Below are 17449 nucleotides of genomic sequence, written 5' to 3'. Positions count from 1 at the left end.
GGAAACCATCATGAAGCACTCCCTCGGCGCTGCGGCCGTCGCAGCCGCGCTTGTCACCGGTGCCGCCTTCTTCAGCCCGTTCGCTTGCGCACAAGCGAATTCGCAAGACTCCTCACCCTCCACAGATGACGCCCGCCCCGGGGCGGCGGCCACCTTTGGCTTCATCAAGGACAGCTCGCAGGGCATCTATGCCGGCGATATCCTCGCACGCGTGCGCGCCATCGGCATTCTGCCGGACTCGCATGCGAGCGGCAGTGTGCTGCCGTCGCTGGGTGTGAGCGTGAATAACGCGATCGTGCCGGAGCTCGACTTCACGTACATGATTCTCGATAACGTCGGCGTCGAGCTGATTCTCGGCATGTCGCGTCATCAGCTCACGTCCAACCTCGGACATCTCGGCGGCGTGAACGTGTTGCCACCAACGCTGCTGTTGCAATACCACTTCAATCACGCGGGCAAAGTGCGGCCGTACGTCGGAGCCGGCATCAACTACACGCGCTTCTGGAACAGCAGCCTCAACGCGGGCGGCACACCGATCTCGATCAAGAATCATAGCGTCGGCCCTGCACTGCAAGCGGGGGTGGACATTCAGATATCCAAGCGTCTGTTCTTCAACATCGACGTCAAGAAAGTCTGGATGAAGACCGATACCTCGCTCGCAGGCACTGACCTGGGCACGCTGCACATCGATCCGTTGATCGTCGGTGTGGGGGTGGGCATGAAGTTCTGATTGCCGGGGCGGAGCGCCGACCCGGCCTTGGGGGGCCGTGGCGCTCCCTTTTTTCAGCACCCGGCGCGCGATGCGGCAAATTGTCGCGCCTTCTCTACATGAGAACGCAAAGCGTTTACGCCGCGCGCGGACAACACCTACAATGCTTGGTTCCCTGAACCTGCGCTCCACGTAACCCGGTCCAAGCATGCGTAAGCTCCGTCAGCATCGCGCCGCTATCGGGATCGCCTTGATGGCGATCCTGCTGGCAGCGCTCATGCCGGCGATCGCACAATGGCGCGCCGCGATGCAACAGGACCCGTTTGCGGTCTACTGCACAGCGCAAGGCACGCAGGCCGCGCTTGGCTCGAACACTACGCCACGCGCCGAGGCCCAGCACGAACCCGCGCACGACGGACACACCGGGCACGACGACGCGCAAGCACCGCCCGCGCAACCACGAGCTACCGGTCAGCACAGCAGCCACGGCGGTGCCGATCACTCGCTTGCGTCTGCCGATCATTGGGAGAAGTGCGGTTACTGCACGCTTTGGACGCATCAGCCGCTCGTCACCACCGACATTCTCTCGCCTGCGCCTGCCGCGCAAGCCGGCATCGCCATCGCCCCTCGGGTGCTGGTGCCCTACACTCCGCGCCCCCGCTTCTCGCCCGCCCTCGCGCGCGCGCCACCCGCTCCCACCGCCTGATCCTTCCAACTTCCGCTCGATAACGGAAGTCCTTGCCGAACGCACCGACCTTCGCGGGCGCGGATCGTCGATCTCCCCATTTGCGGCGTGCGCCGCGAATAGGGCGAGTGGACCGATCGCGCCGCTCGCGCGGCTCCGCGGCGCGCGTTCGGCACCACGCGATCTTCAGGCGGCCGCCACGCGGTCGCGAGAGAGACATTCATGTCACGTTCCAAGACGCAGAAGCCGTTGCAAACGGCCATTGCACTCGCCCTCGCCTCGCTGGGCGGCACAGCACACGCACTCACGACCGACCCCGCCACGACCGGCCTGCGCGTTGCGATCGAAGCCACGCACGCGGCGACACACAACGCTGACCCTGCGAGGGCCGATGCCTCAGCGTCGTTGACGACGCCGTCCACAGCCACCGGCACCGCGCTGATATTGGCGCAAGCGCCGGCCCCGGTCGGCACTTCCGCTGCATCCGGCACGTCGACCGCATCCACTGCATCCGACACGTCCGATGCTTCCGCTACAAAGGCACCGACGGCAACGCTGCCCGTCACGACCGTTAACGCGCCGGCCGAATCGCTCACGTCCCCAAGCGTGGCCGAACAAAAAGCCGACCTCTTTCAGACGGCGGGCTCCGTGGGCTTCGTCGACGCCGATACGTATCAGAACACCTACGCGTTCAATTTGCGCGACGTGCTCAAGGACAGTCCAGGCGTGTACGTCCAGAACCGCTACGGCCAGGAGCTGCGAGTGTCGATTCGCGGCTCGGGCATTGCACGCGGGTACCACGTGCGCGGACTCGAAATCCTGCAGGACGGCATTCCGACCAACTCGGCCGATGGCAGCGGCGATTACTACCAGATCGATCCCATGGGCTTGCGCTCGACCGAAATCTATAAGGGCGGCAACGGTCTGACGTACGGCGCGACCACCCTCGGCGGCGCCTTGAACTTCGTCACGCCCACCGCCTACACGGCCGACGCGCCCAATCAGTTCCGCCTCGAGGGCGGCAGTTTTGGCACCGTTCGGGCCAGTGCCCAGATGTCGCGCATCTTCGGCCCCCTGGACGCGCTTGCGACCGTCACCCTCAATCGCGCCGACGGTTATCGCGACCACGACAAGGGCAACTATGCCCAGATCAACGCTAACGTCGGCTACAAATTCTCGCCTCGCGTTGAAACCCGTTTCTTCTTTGGCGCGTACATCGTCGATCAGCAGTTGCCGGGCACGCTTTCGCTGTTCGATGCGCTCAACCATCCGACGAAGGCGTCGACCTCGGCTGTCTCGGGCGATCAAGCGCGCAACACACGCACCGAGCGTCTGGGCAACCTGACGACCGTCCGGTTCGACGTCGGTCAACTCGACATCGCTTCCTGGGTCATCCACAAAAGCCTGTATCACCCGATCTTTCAGGTGATCGATCAGGACGGCTGGACGTACGGCGTGGCACCGCGCTACACCGCCAACCTGACGCTCGCCGGCATGCGCAACGACCTGATTGCGGGGGCGCGCTTCTTCGGCGGAAACACGCGCGCCGACCAATATGTCAACGTGAACGGCAATCGTGGCGCGCAGACGCTCGGCGCACGGCAAAGCGCCTACAACTACGAGGCCTACTTCGAGAACCGTCTGTTCTTCTTGCCGACGCTTGGCCTGATGGTCGGCGCAAAGGCTTACCGCGATGTACGTCAGTATTTCGATGACGGCGGTGTACCGGGCGACCTCAACGACCGATCCACGCGCGCCGCCTATGCGGGCGTCAATCCGAAAATCGGTTTGCTGTGGGAGCCGCGCGAGAACGTGCAGGCGTTCGTCGACGTCACGCGTAGTGCAGACGTGCCCGATTTCAGCGATCTGTCACAGACCTTCGGCGCCACATCGCGCTTCGTGCCGCTGGCGTCGCAGCACGCCTGGACGATTGAAGCCGGCACGCGCGGCAAGCTCGACCGCGTGGCCTGGGACCTGACCGCCTACCGTTCGCTCGTGCGCGATCAGTTGCTTCAGTACACGACGTCGTCCGACATTCCCGCGTCGACCTTCAACGCGAACAAGACCGTGCTGCAAGGCTTGGAAGTCGGCGCATCGGTCGATATGTTCAAGAACGTGGTGGCGACCGGCGATCGCGTGACGCTGTCGCAGATCTGGAACTACAGCGACTTCCGCTTCCGCGACGATCCGCAGTACGGCAATAACCGCATCGCCGGTGTGCCGACCCACGTGCTGCGCACGACCCTGGGTTACACATGGTCGAATCGCTTCCAGATCGCGGCATCGCTCGACTGGGTGCCGACCGGCGCCTGGGTCGATTACGCCAACACGATGCGGGTGCCCGGCTACACACTGCTCGGCTTGCAGGCGTCGTATCGGATTGAGCGCGGTGTCACGTTCTACGTCGACGCGCGCAATCTGACCGACAAGCGCTACGTCTCTGACTTCAGCACCGTCACCGATGCCCGCACGGCCAACACCGCCGTGTTCTACCCGGGTGACGGGCGCAGCGTGTTCGCCGGCGTGCGCTTCGCGTTCTGATACCCGCCTTCGCCTGACCGACTCGACTCGACTCGGCTCGGCTTGACTCGCGTGCGCGGCGCCTGCGAAGGCGTCGCGCGCTCCCCGGCAGCAGCACCGTCGTGTGCCCGGCTCGCCTCAAAGCATGCGGCGCAATGTATCGTCGCGACGGAAGTAGTGGTGCCAAAGCGCGGCAAGCGCGTGAAAGCCGATCACCCAATAAAACGCGTTGCCGACCGTTTCGTGAATCTCCTTGATCGACCGGCGCAGTTCATCGTCCTTTCCGACGAACTGCGGCAACGCAATATCCAGCCCTGGAATCGTGAGCACATGGCCCCCGGCATTGAGCGTCAGATACCCCAGAATCGGCTGCGCAAACATGAACAGATAGAGCAGCAGATGCGTCGCCGACGACGCGGTTCGCACCAGCCATCCCTGACCGGGCAACGCCGCCGGTGCCCCCTTGATCAATCGCCAAAGCAGACGCGGCACCACCAGCACCAAGACCGCGACGCCAGTCCACTCATGGAGCGTCAGCGACAACGCGCGCTCGGCGCTGCCTCGTGGCAAATACCCCTTCGTAATGACGGCCGCATAGGCGATCGCGATCAACAATGCGATCACCCAGTGCAAGAAGACCGAAGGCGGCGCATATCGCTCGCCAGGCAGGCGCGGCGAACCGCGCGAACGGAACTTGATCGCGTTATCCATCTGGGGGTAACTCCTCAATTGTTGGGGTGACCCCATTATCGCGTTCGTACCCTCGGATGAAAAGGCCGCAAATCGTCACAGTTGTTACGCCAAATTCTCTCCCGCTATTCGGATTCCTCCTTCCCAATGGATGGCCGACTATGCCGACAATACGTCTCGAGCGCCCACACATGGCATGTGCGCGCCCATCCAAAGACCTCCTTGGCCGACGCTCGTCCGGTCGGCCTTTAAGCCCCGCTCGCGGGGCTTTCTTTTTTTCCCGCTCGAAGAATCTCCCCCCCTTCCCAGCGACACAGGTCCGATACACACGGCCGGAGCCGTCACCGAGCCGTCTCGCTGCGGAGCAACAATCGCCATGTGCATCGGTGAAATCAGCTTATCTCGACAGTGCCGACGAAGGTCTGTGAACAATCCGAGAGAATGAGCACACGAATGCGATAGCGGCAATTTCCGAGCGGCGCTTAGGGCGAATCCGGCCCGAAAGCTAGGACAGCACCTCGAAATGTTGCGTGAAGCCCTCACGGCACTGGTCATCGCTCGGCGTGCGGGCCGATAATGGTGACCAAAATGACGGAGGACGGACCATGCGGAACATCGCTTTGCCTGGAGGCGACGTCGTGCCGGTGCTCGGCCAAGGCACATGGATGATGGGGGAGAAGCCCGAGCGGCGTCACGAGGAGATCGCCGCGTTGCGGCTTGGCGTCTCGCTGGGCATGACGCTCATCGATACGGCGGAGATGTATGGCGAAGGCGCGACCGAACGGCTGGTCGGCGAGGCGCTCGACGGCCTGCGAGACCAGGTGTTTCTCGTGAGCAAGGTCTACCCGCACAATGCATCGCGACGCGGTGTGATCGCCGCCTGCGAGCGCAGCCTGGCGCGCCTGCGCACCGATCGTCTCGATCTTTACCTTTTGCACTGGCGAGGGGCGGTGCCGCTCGAGGAAACCATTGCCGGTTTCGAGGCGTTGCGGCAGGCCGGCAAGATTCGGCATTGGGGCGTGAGCAACTTCGATACGGACGACATGGACGCGTTGTTCGAAGTGCCGGGCGCAGATGCGTGCGTGACCGATCAGGTGTTGTACAACCTTGCACGGCGCGGCCCGGAATATGACCTCGCGCCTTGGCTCGCCGCACACGATCTGCCGATGATGGCGTACTCGCCCATCGAACAGGGACGTCTGCCGAAGCACGGGATACTGGGCGACATCGCCCGTACGCGCCATGTCGAACCCCTGCAGATTGCGCTTGCCTGGGTGCTGAGCCAGCCGGGCGTCATCGCCATTCCGAAAGCGGGCACGCAGGCTCACGTGCGCGCCAATCGCGCCGCGCATGACATCGATCTGACGCCCGACGAACTGGCGCTGCTCGATCATCATTTCGAGCCGCCGGCTCGAAAGTATCCGCTGGAGATGATCTGAAAGCGCGGATGAATTTTGAAGGTGTCCGGCCGTCCCTGGCCGACGCAGTACACTAGGCGCTTTCGTGTTTTTGCAGGACGGCTAAATGAACGATTCGCGTCCCGTTGTCGTTATCGGGGGCGGCTTGGTCGGCGTGTGTACCGCCGCCTATCTTCAGCGCGCCGGTCATGCGGTGGTGATCGTCGACCGGCAATCGTCACGTCAGGCCGCATCGCTCGGTAATGCGGGCTGTATCAACGGCTCGTCGGTCGTCCCCATCGCCATGCCCGGGGTGCTCTGGCAGGTGCCCGGCTGGTTGATGCAACCCGACGGCCCGTTGGTACTGCGTTGGCGCTACCTGCCTCGCATGGTGCCGTGGCTGATGCGCTTTGTCGCGGCAAGCCAACCCGCACGCGTCGCCGCACAGGCGCGCGCGTTGCGCGCGCTGCTCGGTCCGGCACTGGAGGCCTATCAACCGCTGCTCGACGATGCAGGCGCAAACGATCTCGTCACGCGACGCGGCTATCTCATCGCATACTCCAGCCAAAAAGGCATGGCGGGCGACGAGGGCGGAATGGCATTGCGCCGCGAGAACGGCGTGCACGTCGAAACGCTGGATGCGGGCGCTCTGCGCGCGTTCGAGCCGACGCTCTCGCATGATTTCGTCGGTGCGCGCTACATCGGCGAGACGGGCCATACGCGGGATCCGGGCGCGCTGCTGGCACGCCTGAGCGCGCAAGTGGTCGCGCGCGGCGGGCGTATCGTCGATGCCGCCGCCACCGCCATCGAGACCAACGGCGCGCAAGCGGTCGCCGTGCACACCGACAAGGGGCGCGAAGCCGCCTGCGCGGTGGTGGTCGCGGCCGGCGCATGGTCCGCACCGTTCGTGCGACAACTGGGCGACCGCATCGTCTTCGACACGGAGCGCGGCTATCACGTGGAAATTCCAACGCCGGAAGAAATGCCGTCACGCCCCGTCATGTGGGCCGAAGGCAAGCTGTTTGCCACGCCGATGAATGGCCGTCTTCGCGGCGCGGGCACCGTCGAGCTGGCGGGTCTGCAAGCGCCGCCGAACTGGCGACGCGCCGATCTGCTGCTCAAGCAGTTGCACAGAATGTTTCCCGGTGCGGTGAAAGGCACGAAGCCGACACAATCGGTCGACGACGCGCGCTGGCAGGGGTTCCGCCCCAGTACGCCCGATTCGCTGCCCGTGCTGGGCGCGGCGTCGAAGGTGCCGAACGCCTTTTATGCATTCGGTCACGGTCACGTGGGCCTGACCGCCGCCGCCACCACGGGACGCACCATTGCCGCACTGGTGGCCGGCGAGTCACCTGCCATCGACCTCTCGCCGTTTGCCATCGGACGCTTTCGCTGACGAGCGACTTCAATGCGAGAAACGCAAACGTCGTGTGCGCTCACTCGCTAGCCGTTCGTTCGCTCGTCCGCTCGTCCGCTTACCCGCGCTTACCCGCGCATGCACGCGATGCGCGGGTAAGCGGTAAGCGGTAAGCGGTAAGCGGTAAGCGGTAAGCGGTAAGCGGTGAGCGGTAAGCGGCGAGCGGTGCGATGTGAATCGTCAGGACTTGCAGACGGACGCGACGATATCGCACGAGCGAAGTCGTAATGCGGGATCGTAGATGTCCGTGACCAGCATCAACTCGTCGGCCTGAGTGCGCTCGACCAGGTCGGACAGGCCGGCCTTCACTCGCTCGGGGCCTCCCACGACCGACACGCCCAGGAACGCCTCGACCGACTGCTGTTCGGCCGGATTCCAACGCTCGTCCATGTCGCCCACCGGGGGCTGCAACTTCAGGCTTTGCCCGCGCATGAGCGCCAGAATCTTCTGCTGCGCCGACGTCGCAAGGAACGCCGCCTCGGTATCGGTGGGCGCTGCCACGACCGGCACGCCCACCATCACGTAGGGTTTGTCCAATGCGGCCGACGGCCGGAAGTTCTCACGGTACAGACGCAGCGCGTCGAACAGGAATCGCGGCGCAAAGTGCGACGCGAACGCGTACGGCAGCCCCAGATGCGCCGCGAGCTGCGCCGAAAACAACGACGAGCCCAGCAACCACACAGGAATATCGCTGCCCGCGCCCGGCGTCGCGACAAGGCGTTGCCCCGGCTGCGCCGGTGCGAGCAACGCGCGCAACTCGGCCACCTGCTCGGGGAAGTCGTCGCCGTCGGACAACCGGTCGCGACGCAGCGCGCGCATCGTCGCCTGATCGGCGCCGGGCGCGCGGCCCAGTCCCAGATCAATGCGCCCCGGATACAGCGCGGCTAACGTGCCGAAGTTCTCGGCAACCACCAGCGGGGGATGATTCGGCAGCATGACACCGCCCGAGCCCACGCGAATGCGCGACGTCTTGTCGGCGATGTGGCCGATCAACAATGCCGTCGCCGAACTCGCGATGCCATCCATGTTGTGATGCTCCGCCAGCCAGAAGCGGGTAAAGCCCAGGCGCTCGACGTGTTGCGCCAGTTCGGTGGATTGCTTCAGCGCTTCGGCCACCGTGCCGCCAGCGCGCACCGGCACCAGATCCAGCATCGAGATCGCCGTCTTCGACAAACTGCTCATGAACGTCTCCAATATCGTGCGCACGCCAACCCGGCATTCCCGCTCGAGGACCCCGAGGTTCGTCACCCAGGATGACGCGCACCATCGCCACAAAGTATAGTGACGAAGGGTCGAAATCCCCAGTAGGCACCTTTCAGTCCAATAGTTACCTTTTAGTTACCATGAGTCGACGCGAACCCTTCGTTTTCGAAGAGACCTGTGTGCCGCGCCGCGTGCTGGAGCTCTTCAGCGTGAAGTGGACGAGCATGGTGCTGTACGCATTGCAGTGCGGCACCACGCGCACGGGCGAATTGCAGCGCCGCTTGCCGGGCATTTCCAAGAAGATGCTCACGCAGACATTGCGCGAACTCGAGCACGACGGCCTGATTCATCGCGAGGTCTACGCCGTCGTGCCGCCCAAAGTGGAGTATTCGCTAACGCCGCTGGGCGAGTTGTTCATCGAGCCGATCGAGATGCTCTACCGTTGGGGCAATCAACATGCCGATGTGCTCGCCCAACTGAGCCTGCGCCGCGGCAAGCGTCCGCAGGCGGGCGAAGACACGCTCACGGAAGGCGCGCCCGACGCCGCAAAGGTACCGCGCGCCGTCTGACGCAACCCGGTCGGGCGCGCGAATTGCCGATTTGTGGCGATCGATCCGCCGCGCCGACGCCCGCACCGGGCCATCAACGCTCGAGCAAACGGCCAAGCCGCATCATCGTGACATTCACGCCAAGGTGGCGCATCGACGGCTGCACGATCACGCAGTTGTCATAGGGGGTGACGATAACCGTGTCGCCGTCGCGGGCAATCTCGGTCCCGGCCTTCTCGATCACCTCAAGCCCCGTGAACGGCTGCGAGAAGCGGAACGCCATCGAGCGCGCTACGACCGGCTGCGTGATTTCCACGAACTTCTGACGAGCCGGCAGCGTCTGCGTGAGGAACGGCGCCATGTCGGCTTGCTCCACGACACCCGCGTGAAGCAGAAAGCGCGCCGCGCTGTCGAGTGCCACATCGCGCGCGCTCCGGGCGAAGTGCTGACCGGTTTCGATGAGCAGCGCGTTCTTCGGGCTGGCCGCATCGCCGAAGCCGCCGTAATCGCGCATGCGCGTGCCGTTGGCATGACCCTGGTCGATGATGACGTGTTCCGGCGTACCCAGTTCGGCCGCGAGTGCGATCGCCTTCTCCAGCGGGCCGGTCATCATCAGCGGTGCACACGCCTCGTGCATCGAGTGAATGTCGAGCAGCAGGTCCACCGTGTCGATCAACGAACGCATTGCACGGGCGCGCGTCAACTCGCGGCTCTGGCGCTCGCCGTCGAGCGTCGATGGTGTCCAGACACGGTTCATGTCTTCGTCCAGAAAGCGCGTGGCGTCGGCGTTCTCGGCGCTGAATCGCTCATACGCATCGATATTGCCGAAGCCGAGCGACACGCGTCCCGACGTGGGGCGCACTCCGGCGGCAAGCAGCGTATCCACGGCAATGGCGCCGCTCACTTCGTTGCCATGCGTGAGCGCCAGAATCATCACGTGCTTGCCCGGCTTGCCACTGTCGAACGAATGCAGATAGTCGATACCGGTATTGCTGTCGCGCCAACGGGCAATGTCGGGGAACGAGACTTCGATGGGGTACGCCGGCAGGGCGGCGCGGATCGCTTCGAGGGCGGTCATGAGCATACTCCTCAGGGGATGCCGAAACGGATGACGCCGCCGCTGTAGGGACAGCGGACGTCGTCGTTGCGGCGGAAATTCGTCGATCGGACGGTGACGAAGCACCGCGCGTGCCGATCGGGCGATGCGTCGATCAGGTCTTGGACATCAAGCCTTTGAAATCAGGCCTCTGAAACTAGGCCTTTGACACTAGGCCTTTGAAGCGCGGGGTGAACCGTGCGTCACGCCGACGATCTTGCCGGCGCGCACGCGGCGGCCAAGCGCGATCACCGCCGTGACACTGAGCACGGCAGTCGCCATCACGTAAAAGCTCGGTGCAAGCTTGTTGTGCGTCGCATCGATGAGCCAGGTCACGATGAGCGGCGCGAAGCCGCCGAACAGCGTCACCGAGAAGTTGTACGACAGCGCCAGCCCCGTGCCCCGCGTGCGCGTCGGGAAGATGTCAGCCAGCAGCGCCGGCAGCGGCGCAAGACTCACCGCGATGAGCAGACCGACAAGCGCCTGAACCATGAGCAGCGTCTGGAACGTCGGATACTTGTTGAGCAGCACGAACAGCGGGTATGTCGTCACGCCCACGAGGATCAGGGCCCAGAGCATCACACGAATGCGACCGAAGCGATCCGAGAGATGCCCCACGACGGGTGCGGCGATCATGAGCATCACGCCGGTGACGACCGCACCGATGAACGACGACGTCGCCGGAATATGCAACTGCTTGACTGCATAGGTCGGCATGTAGAGCTTATGGACGTAGTTGAACGCAGTGGCTGCGGCGACAACACCGGCGCCGAGCAGCATGTTGGCGCGATCGCGGCCGAAGACCTCGCGCAGCGGCGACGTCTCGCGCTGATCTTTGCCGAGCTTCTTGAAGTCGGCGGTTTCGTCGATATTGCGACGAATGTAGAGGCCGACCGGGCCGATGAGCAAGCCCACGGCAAAGGCGATGCGCCATCCCCATGCGCTCAGTTGATCGGGCGTGAGCAACAGGCTCAGCAGCGCCGAAACCCCGGCGGCAAGCACCGTGGCGAGGCCTTGCGTGGACATCTGCCAACTCGCGAAGAAGCCCCGGCGTTTTGCGTCGGCGTGCTCGACCATGAAGGCGGTTGCGGCGCCGAACTCGCCGCCCGTCGAGAAGCCCTGCAACATGCGCGCGACGATAATCAGTAGCGGCGAGAAAACCCCGATCTGCGCGTAGGTCGGTGCGAACGCAATCATGGCGGTGCCGAGCATCATCAGGGCGATGGACAGCGTGAGCGACGCTTTGCGGCCGGCGCGATCGGCGTAGCTGCCGAGAATGATCGAGCCAAGCGGGCGCGTGACGAACGAGATACCGAAAGTCCCGACGGAGAGCAACAACGACGTTGTCGCGTCGTGCGTGGGGAAGAACAACTGGCCGATCACGATGGCGAAGTAGCCGTAGATCAGCAGATCATAGAACTCGAGTGCGTTGCCGATGCTCGCAGCGCAGATCTCGCGCCACGGATTGTGAGGTTTGGCGTTATGGGTCATGCCCTGCTCCTGTGGATCGCTGGCGTTGGAGGTAAGTGTGTGGCGGCCCCGCGAAACGCCAACAGCGCGCGCCGGGTCACCTGCCAGTCTCAGGAAGCGGAGTGTAGGCAGCACAAAAAATGCCTTCGTGCCGATTCGGCACGCGCGGGTGCTGATTGAACGGGCGCAGAAAGAAGGCGCGGTGCTGTGTCGCCCGTCGCAGGTCAGCCGTCGCCCGGGTTGCCCGGATCGCGCGGAGCGCTCGCGTCACCGGAAGAGGAAGGGATATCGCGTCGGATCGTATGCAACGCGCTGCATCGGCACGCGCGCGCTGGCGTCGGGACAAACCCGGAGCCACGTTGACGTCACCAAACGCGAGCGGCACGCCCGGCGGGCTTGGGCCGGTGTCGGCCATCTGACGCGGGTCAACCTCGGTACAAATTGGGGTAGCGCAGCGCAAATGACTGACTACACTTCCTAAATGCATACGGCACGCACAAACCGTGAAAGACGGTTCGTTATGCGAAGGTCGTGGCGCGGCGGCAAAAATGGGGCTGGCGACGTAGCGTTTCCATTCCTTCACGGGAGGCATGTCCATGACGTGCCTAAGCAAATGGATGATCGGCGCATGTGTCCTCACGCTGAGTGGCGTGGCGATTGCGGATGGCGCCGACTCGGGTTCATCCGAACAGATGATATTGGCCAACGTTGGCCCAGCGCCGCTCCCTATACAGGTTCCGCAGCCCCCTGCGCCCGTGTCCGTCGCTGCGGTCCCGGCCGTTCCCGTCACGTTGTATCCGTTCGGTCGCGAAGGTCCCGACACGACCGAACGAGCCGACGACGACGCCTTCCTCTACACGCGCATCGACGCGATCAACCATGCCGTGCCGACCGAGGACAACCGACATGTCGACTGGATCAACACGTCGAGCGAGGAACCTGTCGAACGAGCGGAGCGAAGCTACCTGGTCATCGGACCTTCCACGGCGCCGCAACTGTCTCTCGTTCAATGGTCCAACAACAACGATAAGCTTGGCTCCGAGCCAAAGCGCGGATTGTCGCTGAAAACCGAGGACTGGACCGTCTCGGCAAGCGCACGCGTGCCGCTCTTGCGCTCGCGCGAACTCGGTGCAACGGTCTACGTCAAGCGCCGTTTCTGACGTCGCACCCGTGCCGGCGAAATGCAATGACTGACCGGCGATGGTGCGCCCTCGGCATCAGCGGTGCCGAGGGCGATTCGCGAGATGCCCCGTCGCGACGCTGCCCGGTCGCGGCTCAGCCCCTCATGCCACGGCGTCGATACCGCGTTAGTCGCGCCGGAGACTCACGAACCCGCCACGCGGTCCGGCATCGGCGCGAGTCAGAAAAAATTTTCGCAATTTCCGACGGCAATTCTCGCCCATCAAAACGCTCGCCGCGTTCGCGCAAACCAGCGCCCGGCGGGCACCATCACCATGTTGCGACGCAACAATCCAGCCGATTGTTTCTATATTCACAATAATCGATTTGGCACGCAGGCATTGTCTGTCCGTGCCGACTCCCGCTATAGTGGCCCCGCCCCCGCGACGCGACAGGCGTTTGATTCCCGGTCCATGAGATATCGGTGAGGAGAGCGCGTGAGCGTCATGTTGCAAACGCAGTTATTGATGCGATGCCTCCATCGCCAGTAAAAATGAGAGACACAGCGACTACCCACCCCGCCATGGCTACCCAGCCGCCTACCCCCGAGGAAATCCGCAAGCGCGTGTTCGCGATCGTCGCGGCATCGTCCGGGAATCTGGTCGAATGGTTCGACTTTTACATCTATGCGTTCTGCGCGATCTACTTCGCGCCGGCATTCTTCCCGAGCGCCGACCCTACGGCACAGTTGCTCAACACCGCGGGCGTATTCGCGGCGGGCTTCCTGATGCGGCCCATCGGCGGCTGGATCTTCGGTCGAATCGCCGACCGCAACGGCCGCAAGAACTCGATGGTCATCTCGGTGATCATGATGTGCTTCGGCTCGCTGCTGATCGCCGCACTGCCCACGTACGCCAGCATTGGTAACTGGGCCCCGGCGCTGCTGTTGGTTGCGCGTTTGCTGCAGGGCCTGTCGGTCGGCGGCGAGTACGGCACGACGGCAACTTACATGAGTGAAGTGGCGCTCAAGGGGCGCCGCGGGTTCTTCTCGTCGTTCCAGTACGTGACGCTCATTGGCGGTCAGCTCCTCGCCGTCCTCGTGGTCGTGATCCTCCAGCAACTGCTCAGCGAGGCCGAACTCAAGGCCTGGGGCTGGCGCATTCCGTTCGTGGTCGGCGCGATCACCGCCGTCGTTGCGCTGTTGCTGCGTCGCACGTTGCAAGAGACATCGACGAGCGCAAGCCGTAACAATCGCGATGCAGGCTCGATCGCCGGGTTGTTCCGCCATCACAAGGCGGCCTTCTTCACGGTGCTCGGCTACACGGCCGGCGGCTCGCTGATCTTCTATACCTTCACCACTTACATGCAAAAGTATCTGGTGAACACCGCCGGCATGCCGATCAAGACCGCCAGCTACATCATGACGGGCTGCCTGTTCGTCTATATGTGCATGCAGCCCATCTTCGGCATGCTCTCCGACAGGATCGGTCGCCGCAACAACATGCTGCTCTTCAGCGCGCTCGGCGCGATCGCCACGGTCCCCATCCTCACCACGCTCAAGACCGTGCAGAGCCCGACCGCAGCGTTCCTCCTGATCTGCCTGGCGCTCGCCATCGTGAGCTTCTATACGTCGATCAGCGGTATCGTGAAGGCCGAAATGTTCCCGATCGAAGTGCGCGCGCTGGGCGTCGGCCTGGCCTATGCGGTGGCCAACGCCATCTTCGGCGGCTCGGCCGAATACGTGGCGCTCGGCCTCAAGAAGGCCGGCATGGAGCCGACGTTCTACTGGTACGTCACCGGCATGATGGTCTTGGCGTTCCTCGTCAGCCTGCGCCTGCCTCGCCAGGCAAAGTACCTGCAGCACGAGCAGTGATCGCACAGGCGCGGGTGAGCGTTGCAACGCATCGCCTGCGCCGCTTGCGCTTTATCGCGCATCGCGTGGGCACCCTGCGTCGCCCCCGCCGGAAGACTCAGGCGTCGTCTCCCGACGCCTGGCGCGCATTCTGCCAGATCGCGTCGAGCACGGGGTGCGGCTGGTGCCGCCGCCGGTAAAGCGCGATATCGAAGCCGATCTGCCATTCCTTGCCGCCGACGATGGCGAGCGTGCCACGCGCAATATCGTCGGCGACCAGCCGTTGCGGCAACCACGCGATGCCGGCGCCACGCCGCGCCATCGCCAGAATCGCCTCATAAGAGTCGGCCTGATAGACGGGCTTGAGCGTGGGCCGGGTCGCCATCTCGGCAAGATGGCGGGCGAGCACGGCACGCAGCGTCAACGTCCGGGCGAACGCCAGCCAGGGAATGGGTGACGGCCCGGCGGCCAACCGATACTTCGCGCGGCCTTTGACGTCGAGCGCGCTCACCGGCACCAGTCGTTCGCGCGCGACGCTCAACCAGTCGTAGCGCGCCTGATCGATGAGCAGTCGCGTGTGCGCGCTCGAATACACGATGAGCAGATCGACCTCGCCGGCCGCCAGCCGCAGAATGGCTTCCTCTGCCCCGCCCGTGGAGAGGGTCGCGGTGAAAAAGCCGATGCGCGAGACCGTCTCGTCGTACCAGTCAGGAAAGTAAGTCGCAGCCAGCGTCCGGCCGGTCGCAATCTTCAGATTGTTTTCGAGCGTGGGCGCGGCGTCCTGCAACTGCGTGCGCGCGCCGTGAAGTATGTCGAGCGCATTGGTGGCGGCGTCGAGGAACACCGTGCCGGCAGCGGTGAGTTCGAGCGGCTTGCTGCGCTCGACGAGTTGCGTGCCCACCCATGCCTCCAGCGCACGAATGCGTCGCCCGAAGGCCGGGTGCGTGACGAAGCGGTTCTCCGCCGCTCGCGTAAAACTGCGCGTGCGTGCCAGTTCGACGAAGTCTTCAAGCCATCGCAGTTGCATGCCCTCTCCTCACGCGCGCATCCGTCGGCCGGTTCGTGGGGTGCTCAGGCCTTGGAGAGGGCCTTGAGCGCGTGCTTGATCCCGTCGGACACGCTCGTGCCTTCCGGCACGGACTTCACCGCAGCGAGCGCCTCCTTGTCGGAATATCCCAGCGCGAGCAGCGCGTTGACGACGTCGCTCTTGTGATCGTGCGGCGTGAGCGCGCCAGGCACCGTGCCCAGTTCGGCGCCCAGCTTTCCCTTGAGTTCGAGCAGCAGACGCTCGGCCGTCTTCTTGCCGATGCCCGGGATCTTGGTCAGACGCCCCGCCTCCTGCAGGGTGACGGCCTGCGCGATATCCGCGACGCTCATGCCCGAGAGAATCGCAAGCGCCGTGCGCGCACCGACGCCGGAGATCTTGAGCAGTTCACGGAAGGTGTTGCGCTCGTCGGGCGAGCCGAATCCGAAGAGCAGTTGCGCGTCTTCGCGCACGATGAACTGCGTGAGCAGCGTCACACGCTCGCCCAGGTTCGGCAAGTTGAAGAAGGTGCTCATCGGCACCGAGATTTCATAGCCCACGCCCTGACAATCGACCAGGATGTGTGGCGGATTCTTTTCCAGCAACGTACCGGAGATGCGGCCAATCATTGACGCCCCGAGTGAGTGACTTCGACAGGCGGCAAGTGTAGCAAACGGCAGCGCGTGTGCCCGATCGGCGTGCTCACCCCTGCCCTTCGATGCCGGCCATGGCGTCGCCCGTCGAGCGCCGTGCTGCGCTGCGCAGGCAGTCGAGCATTGCCGTGACCGCCGCGCGATTCGCACCGTCGTCGCGCCAATACATCGAGATCGCACCGAACCCCGCCAGCCGCAGCGGCACGATGCGCAACGCACCGAGCGCCTGCAAGCGGCTCGCCGTGCGGTGCGACGCCAGGCCGATCATGTCGCTGTTGTTGAGCAACGTGAGGTTGAGGATCGTGGAATTCGATTCAACCGTATCGTTCGGCAGCGGATACCCCGCCTCCGCGAGCGCCGTCTCCAGCGCGTTGCGAATCGGCGTGCCGCGCGGCCAGACCACCCACCGATAGCGCTGCACGTCGGGCCAGTCGAGCGCGGCAAGCGAGAAAACCGGATGGCGCGCGCGGGCAACGAAATGCAGCGGCTCCAGATACAGCGCTTCGGTGCGAACGTTGCGGTCCTGGAGTTCAGGCGCCGAACGCCCGACAACGATATCGATTTCGCTGTGCGCGAGCTGGCTCATCAGCCGGTCCATCGTGTTCTCGATCACGCGCGCCTGCACGCGCGGCATGCGCTGCAACAGCAGCAGCATCGCGAGCGGCACCGTGTCCGCCGACGACGCGCCCGAGGTGCCGATCGCCACCAGCCCGCTGCCGCCCTCGCGCATGGCGTCGAGATCGTCGCGCGCCGTGTCGAGCTGCGCCTCGATGCGCCGGGCGTGTTGAATCAGGGCTTCCCCGTAGGCCGTCGGGCGCAGTCCACGCGCCCGACGCTCGAACAGCGGCAGGCCGATATCGTCCTCCAGATCCTTGAGCCACTTCGACAATCCGGGCTGCGTCGTATTGAGCAATGCCGCGGATTGACTCATGTTGCCAGTCTCCGCGAGGGTCAGCAGCATCTGCAGATTGCGCAGACGCAGGCGATGGGTCCAGTCCATGCGCAGTCTCCGGGCACCCAGGGAGTGCCCTCAAAATCACCCAAGCCATACGGTTTTTCGTATGGA

15 protein-coding genes are annotated in these 17449 nt (G+C 64.2%); 8 read left to right on the top strand and 7 right to left on the bottom strand.

Annotated elements, in window-relative coordinates:
* Window positions 1-10: 10 nt before the first annotated feature.
* The 3 genes from ACE3UG_RS05305 (at window position 11) to ACE3UG_RS05295 (ending at window position 3935) form a co-directional block, all read left to right on the top strand.
* Entirely contained in the window at window positions 11-730 is a 720-nt protein-coding gene (locus tag ACE3UG_RS05305; RefSeq protein ID WP_374620634.1) for an OmpW family protein, read from the top strand.
* A gap of 187 nt (window positions 731-917) precedes the next feature.
* Window positions 918-1415, top strand: coding sequence for a DUF2946 family protein (locus ACE3UG_RS05300; RefSeq protein ID WP_374620631.1), 498 nt, complete (start codon window positions 918-920; stop codon window positions 1413-1415).
* 201 nt (window positions 1416-1616) lie between these two features.
* Entirely contained in the window at window positions 1617-3935 is a 2319-nt protein-coding gene (locus tag ACE3UG_RS05295) for a TonB-dependent receptor domain-containing protein (protein ID WP_374620628.1), read from the top strand.
* Between the two features lie 117 nt (window positions 3936-4052).
* Here the strand turns inward: ACE3UG_RS05295 and ACE3UG_RS05290 are convergent, their stop codons facing one another.
* Window positions 4053-4625, bottom strand: a complete 573-nt coding sequence (locus tag ACE3UG_RS05290; RefSeq protein ID WP_374620625.1) for a cytochrome b — start codon at window positions 4623-4625, stop codon at window positions 4053-4055.
* Window positions 4626-5209: 584 nt separating this feature from the next.
* On the opposite strand from ACE3UG_RS05290, the gene ACE3UG_RS05285 reads away from it, so the two are divergent.
* Window positions 5210-6043, top strand: a complete 834-nt coding sequence (locus ACE3UG_RS05285) for an aldo/keto reductase (RefSeq protein ID WP_374620622.1) — start codon at window positions 5210-5212, stop codon at window positions 6041-6043.
* A gap of 85 nt (window positions 6044-6128) precedes the next feature.
* Window positions 6129-7397, top strand: a complete 1269-nt coding sequence (locus ACE3UG_RS05280) for an NAD(P)/FAD-dependent oxidoreductase (RefSeq protein WP_374620619.1) — start codon at window positions 6129-6131, stop codon at window positions 7395-7397.
* 201 nt (window positions 7398-7598) lie between these two features.
* Here ACE3UG_RS05280 and ACE3UG_RS05275 read toward each other — a convergent pair whose 3' ends face one another.
* Window positions 7599-8600, bottom strand: a complete 1002-nt coding sequence (locus ACE3UG_RS05275) for an LLM class flavin-dependent oxidoreductase (RefSeq protein ID WP_374620616.1) — start codon at window positions 8598-8600, stop codon at window positions 7599-7601.
* Window positions 8601-8761: 161 nt separating this feature from the next.
* On the opposite strand from ACE3UG_RS05275, the gene ACE3UG_RS05270 reads away from it, so the two are divergent.
* Window positions 8762-9190, top strand: coding sequence for a winged helix-turn-helix transcriptional regulator (locus ACE3UG_RS05270; RefSeq protein WP_374620613.1), 429 nt, complete (start codon window positions 8762-8764; stop codon window positions 9188-9190).
* 73 nt (window positions 9191-9263) lie between these two features.
* On the opposite strand, the gene ACE3UG_RS05265 is transcribed toward ACE3UG_RS05270, so the two are convergent.
* Window positions 9264-10247 (bottom strand): succinylglutamate desuccinylase/aspartoacylase family protein, encoded by a 984-nt coding sequence (locus ACE3UG_RS05265; RefSeq protein WP_374620610.1) that lies wholly within the window; start codon window positions 10245-10247, stop codon window positions 9264-9266.
* A gap of 189 nt (window positions 10248-10436) precedes the next feature.
* A complete protein-coding gene (locus tag ACE3UG_RS05260) occupies window positions 10437-11756 on the bottom strand; it encodes an MFS transporter (RefSeq protein ID WP_374620607.1) in 1320 nt (439 codons plus the stop codon).
* A gap of 575 nt (window positions 11757-12331) precedes the next feature.
* Here ACE3UG_RS05260 and ACE3UG_RS05255 point away from each other — a divergent pair.
* Window positions 12332-12895 carry a hypothetical protein gene (locus ACE3UG_RS05255; RefSeq protein WP_374620604.1) on the top strand — a complete coding sequence of 188 codons (564 nt, stop codon included), beginning with the start codon at window positions 12332-12334 and terminating at the stop codon, window positions 12893-12895.
* A 542-nt stretch (window positions 12896-13437) separates the two neighbouring features.
* Window positions 13438-14727 carry an MFS family transporter gene (locus ACE3UG_RS05250; RefSeq protein ID WP_374620601.1) on the top strand — a complete coding sequence of 430 codons (1290 nt, stop codon included), beginning with the start codon at window positions 13438-13440 and terminating at the stop codon, window positions 14725-14727.
* 97 nt (window positions 14728-14824) lie between these two features.
* Here the strand turns inward: ACE3UG_RS05250 and ACE3UG_RS05245 are convergent, their stop codons facing one another.
* The 3 genes from ACE3UG_RS05245 to ACE3UG_RS05235 form a co-directional block, all read right to left on the bottom strand.
* Complete coding sequence (locus ACE3UG_RS05245) at window positions 14825-15733, bottom strand: LysR family transcriptional regulator (protein ID WP_374620598.1); 909 nt, start codon at window positions 15731-15733, stop codon at window positions 14825-14827.
* 44 nt (window positions 15734-15777) lie between these two features.
* Window positions 15778-16359: a Holliday junction branch migration protein RuvA gene (gene ruvA / locus ACE3UG_RS05240; RefSeq protein WP_374620595.1), complete on the bottom strand. Its 582-nt coding sequence runs from the start codon at window positions 16357-16359 to the stop codon at window positions 15778-15780.
* Window positions 16360-16432: 73 nt separating this feature from the next.
* Window positions 16433-17383 carry a LysR family transcriptional regulator gene (locus tag ACE3UG_RS05235; protein WP_374620592.1) on the bottom strand — a complete coding sequence of 317 codons (951 nt, stop codon included), beginning with the start codon at window positions 17381-17383 and terminating at the stop codon, window positions 16433-16435.
* Between the last annotated feature and the right edge of the window lie 66 nt (window positions 17384-17449).

Origin of the sequence: Pandoraea sp. (genome assembly GCF_041919235.1) — a bacterium.
Classification (GTDB): Bacteria; Pseudomonadota; Gammaproteobacteria; order Burkholderiales; family Burkholderiaceae; genus Pandoraea.
The sequence above is the reverse complement of the archived record's forward strand: the minus strand, read 5'-3'. Positions and strand labels throughout refer to the sequence as shown.

Excerpts from the sequence above, each read along its gene's own strand:
- ACE3UG_RS05305 (WP_374620634.1), top strand. The coding sequence starts at position 11 with ATGAAGCACTCCCTCGGCGCTGCGGCCGTCGCAGCCGCGCTTGTCACC.
- ACE3UG_RS05300 (WP_374620631.1), top strand. The coding sequence starts at position 918 with ATGCGTAAGCTCCGTCAGCATCGCGCCGCTATCGGGATCGCCTTGATG.
- ACE3UG_RS05295 (WP_374620628.1), top strand. The coding sequence starts at position 1,617 with ATGTCACGTTCCAAGACGCAGAAGCCGTTGCAAACGGCCATTGCACTC.
- ACE3UG_RS05290 (WP_374620625.1), bottom strand. The coding sequence starts at position 4,625 with ATGGATAACGCGATCAAGTTCCGTTCGCGCGGTTCGCCGCGCCTGCCT.
- ACE3UG_RS05285 (WP_374620622.1), top strand. The coding sequence starts at position 5,210 with ATGCGGAACATCGCTTTGCCTGGAGGCGACGTCGTGCCGGTGCTCGGC.
- ACE3UG_RS05280 (WP_374620619.1), top strand. The coding sequence starts at position 6,129 with ATGAACGATTCGCGTCCCGTTGTCGTTATCGGGGGCGGCTTGGTCGGC.
- ACE3UG_RS05275 (WP_374620616.1), bottom strand. The coding sequence starts at position 8,600 with ATGAGCAGTTTGTCGAAGACGGCGATCTCGATGCTGGATCTGGTGCCG.
- ACE3UG_RS05270 (WP_374620613.1), top strand. The coding sequence starts at position 8,762 with ATGAGTCGACGCGAACCCTTCGTTTTCGAAGAGACCTGTGTGCCGCGC.
- ACE3UG_RS05265 (WP_374620610.1), bottom strand. The coding sequence starts at position 10,247 with ATGACCGCCCTCGAAGCGATCCGCGCCGCCCTGCCGGCGTACCCCATC.
- ACE3UG_RS05260 (WP_374620607.1), bottom strand. The coding sequence starts at position 11,756 with ATGACCCATAACGCCAAACCTCACAATCCGTGGCGCGAGATCTGCGCT.
- ACE3UG_RS05255 (WP_374620604.1), top strand. The coding sequence starts at position 12,332 with ATGACGTGCCTAAGCAAATGGATGATCGGCGCATGTGTCCTCACGCTG.
- ACE3UG_RS05250 (WP_374620601.1), top strand. The coding sequence starts at position 13,438 with ATGGCTACCCAGCCGCCTACCCCCGAGGAAATCCGCAAGCGCGTGTTC.
- ACE3UG_RS05245 (WP_374620598.1), bottom strand. The coding sequence starts at position 15,733 with ATGCAACTGCGATGGCTTGAAGACTTCGTCGAACTGGCACGCACGCGC.
- ruvA (WP_374620595.1), bottom strand. The coding sequence starts at position 16,359 with ATGATTGGCCGCATCTCCGGTACGTTGCTGGAAAAGAATCCGCCACAC.
- ACE3UG_RS05235 (WP_374620592.1), bottom strand. The coding sequence starts at position 17,383 with ATGGACTGGACCCATCGCCTGCGTCTGCGCAATCTGCAGATGCTGCTG.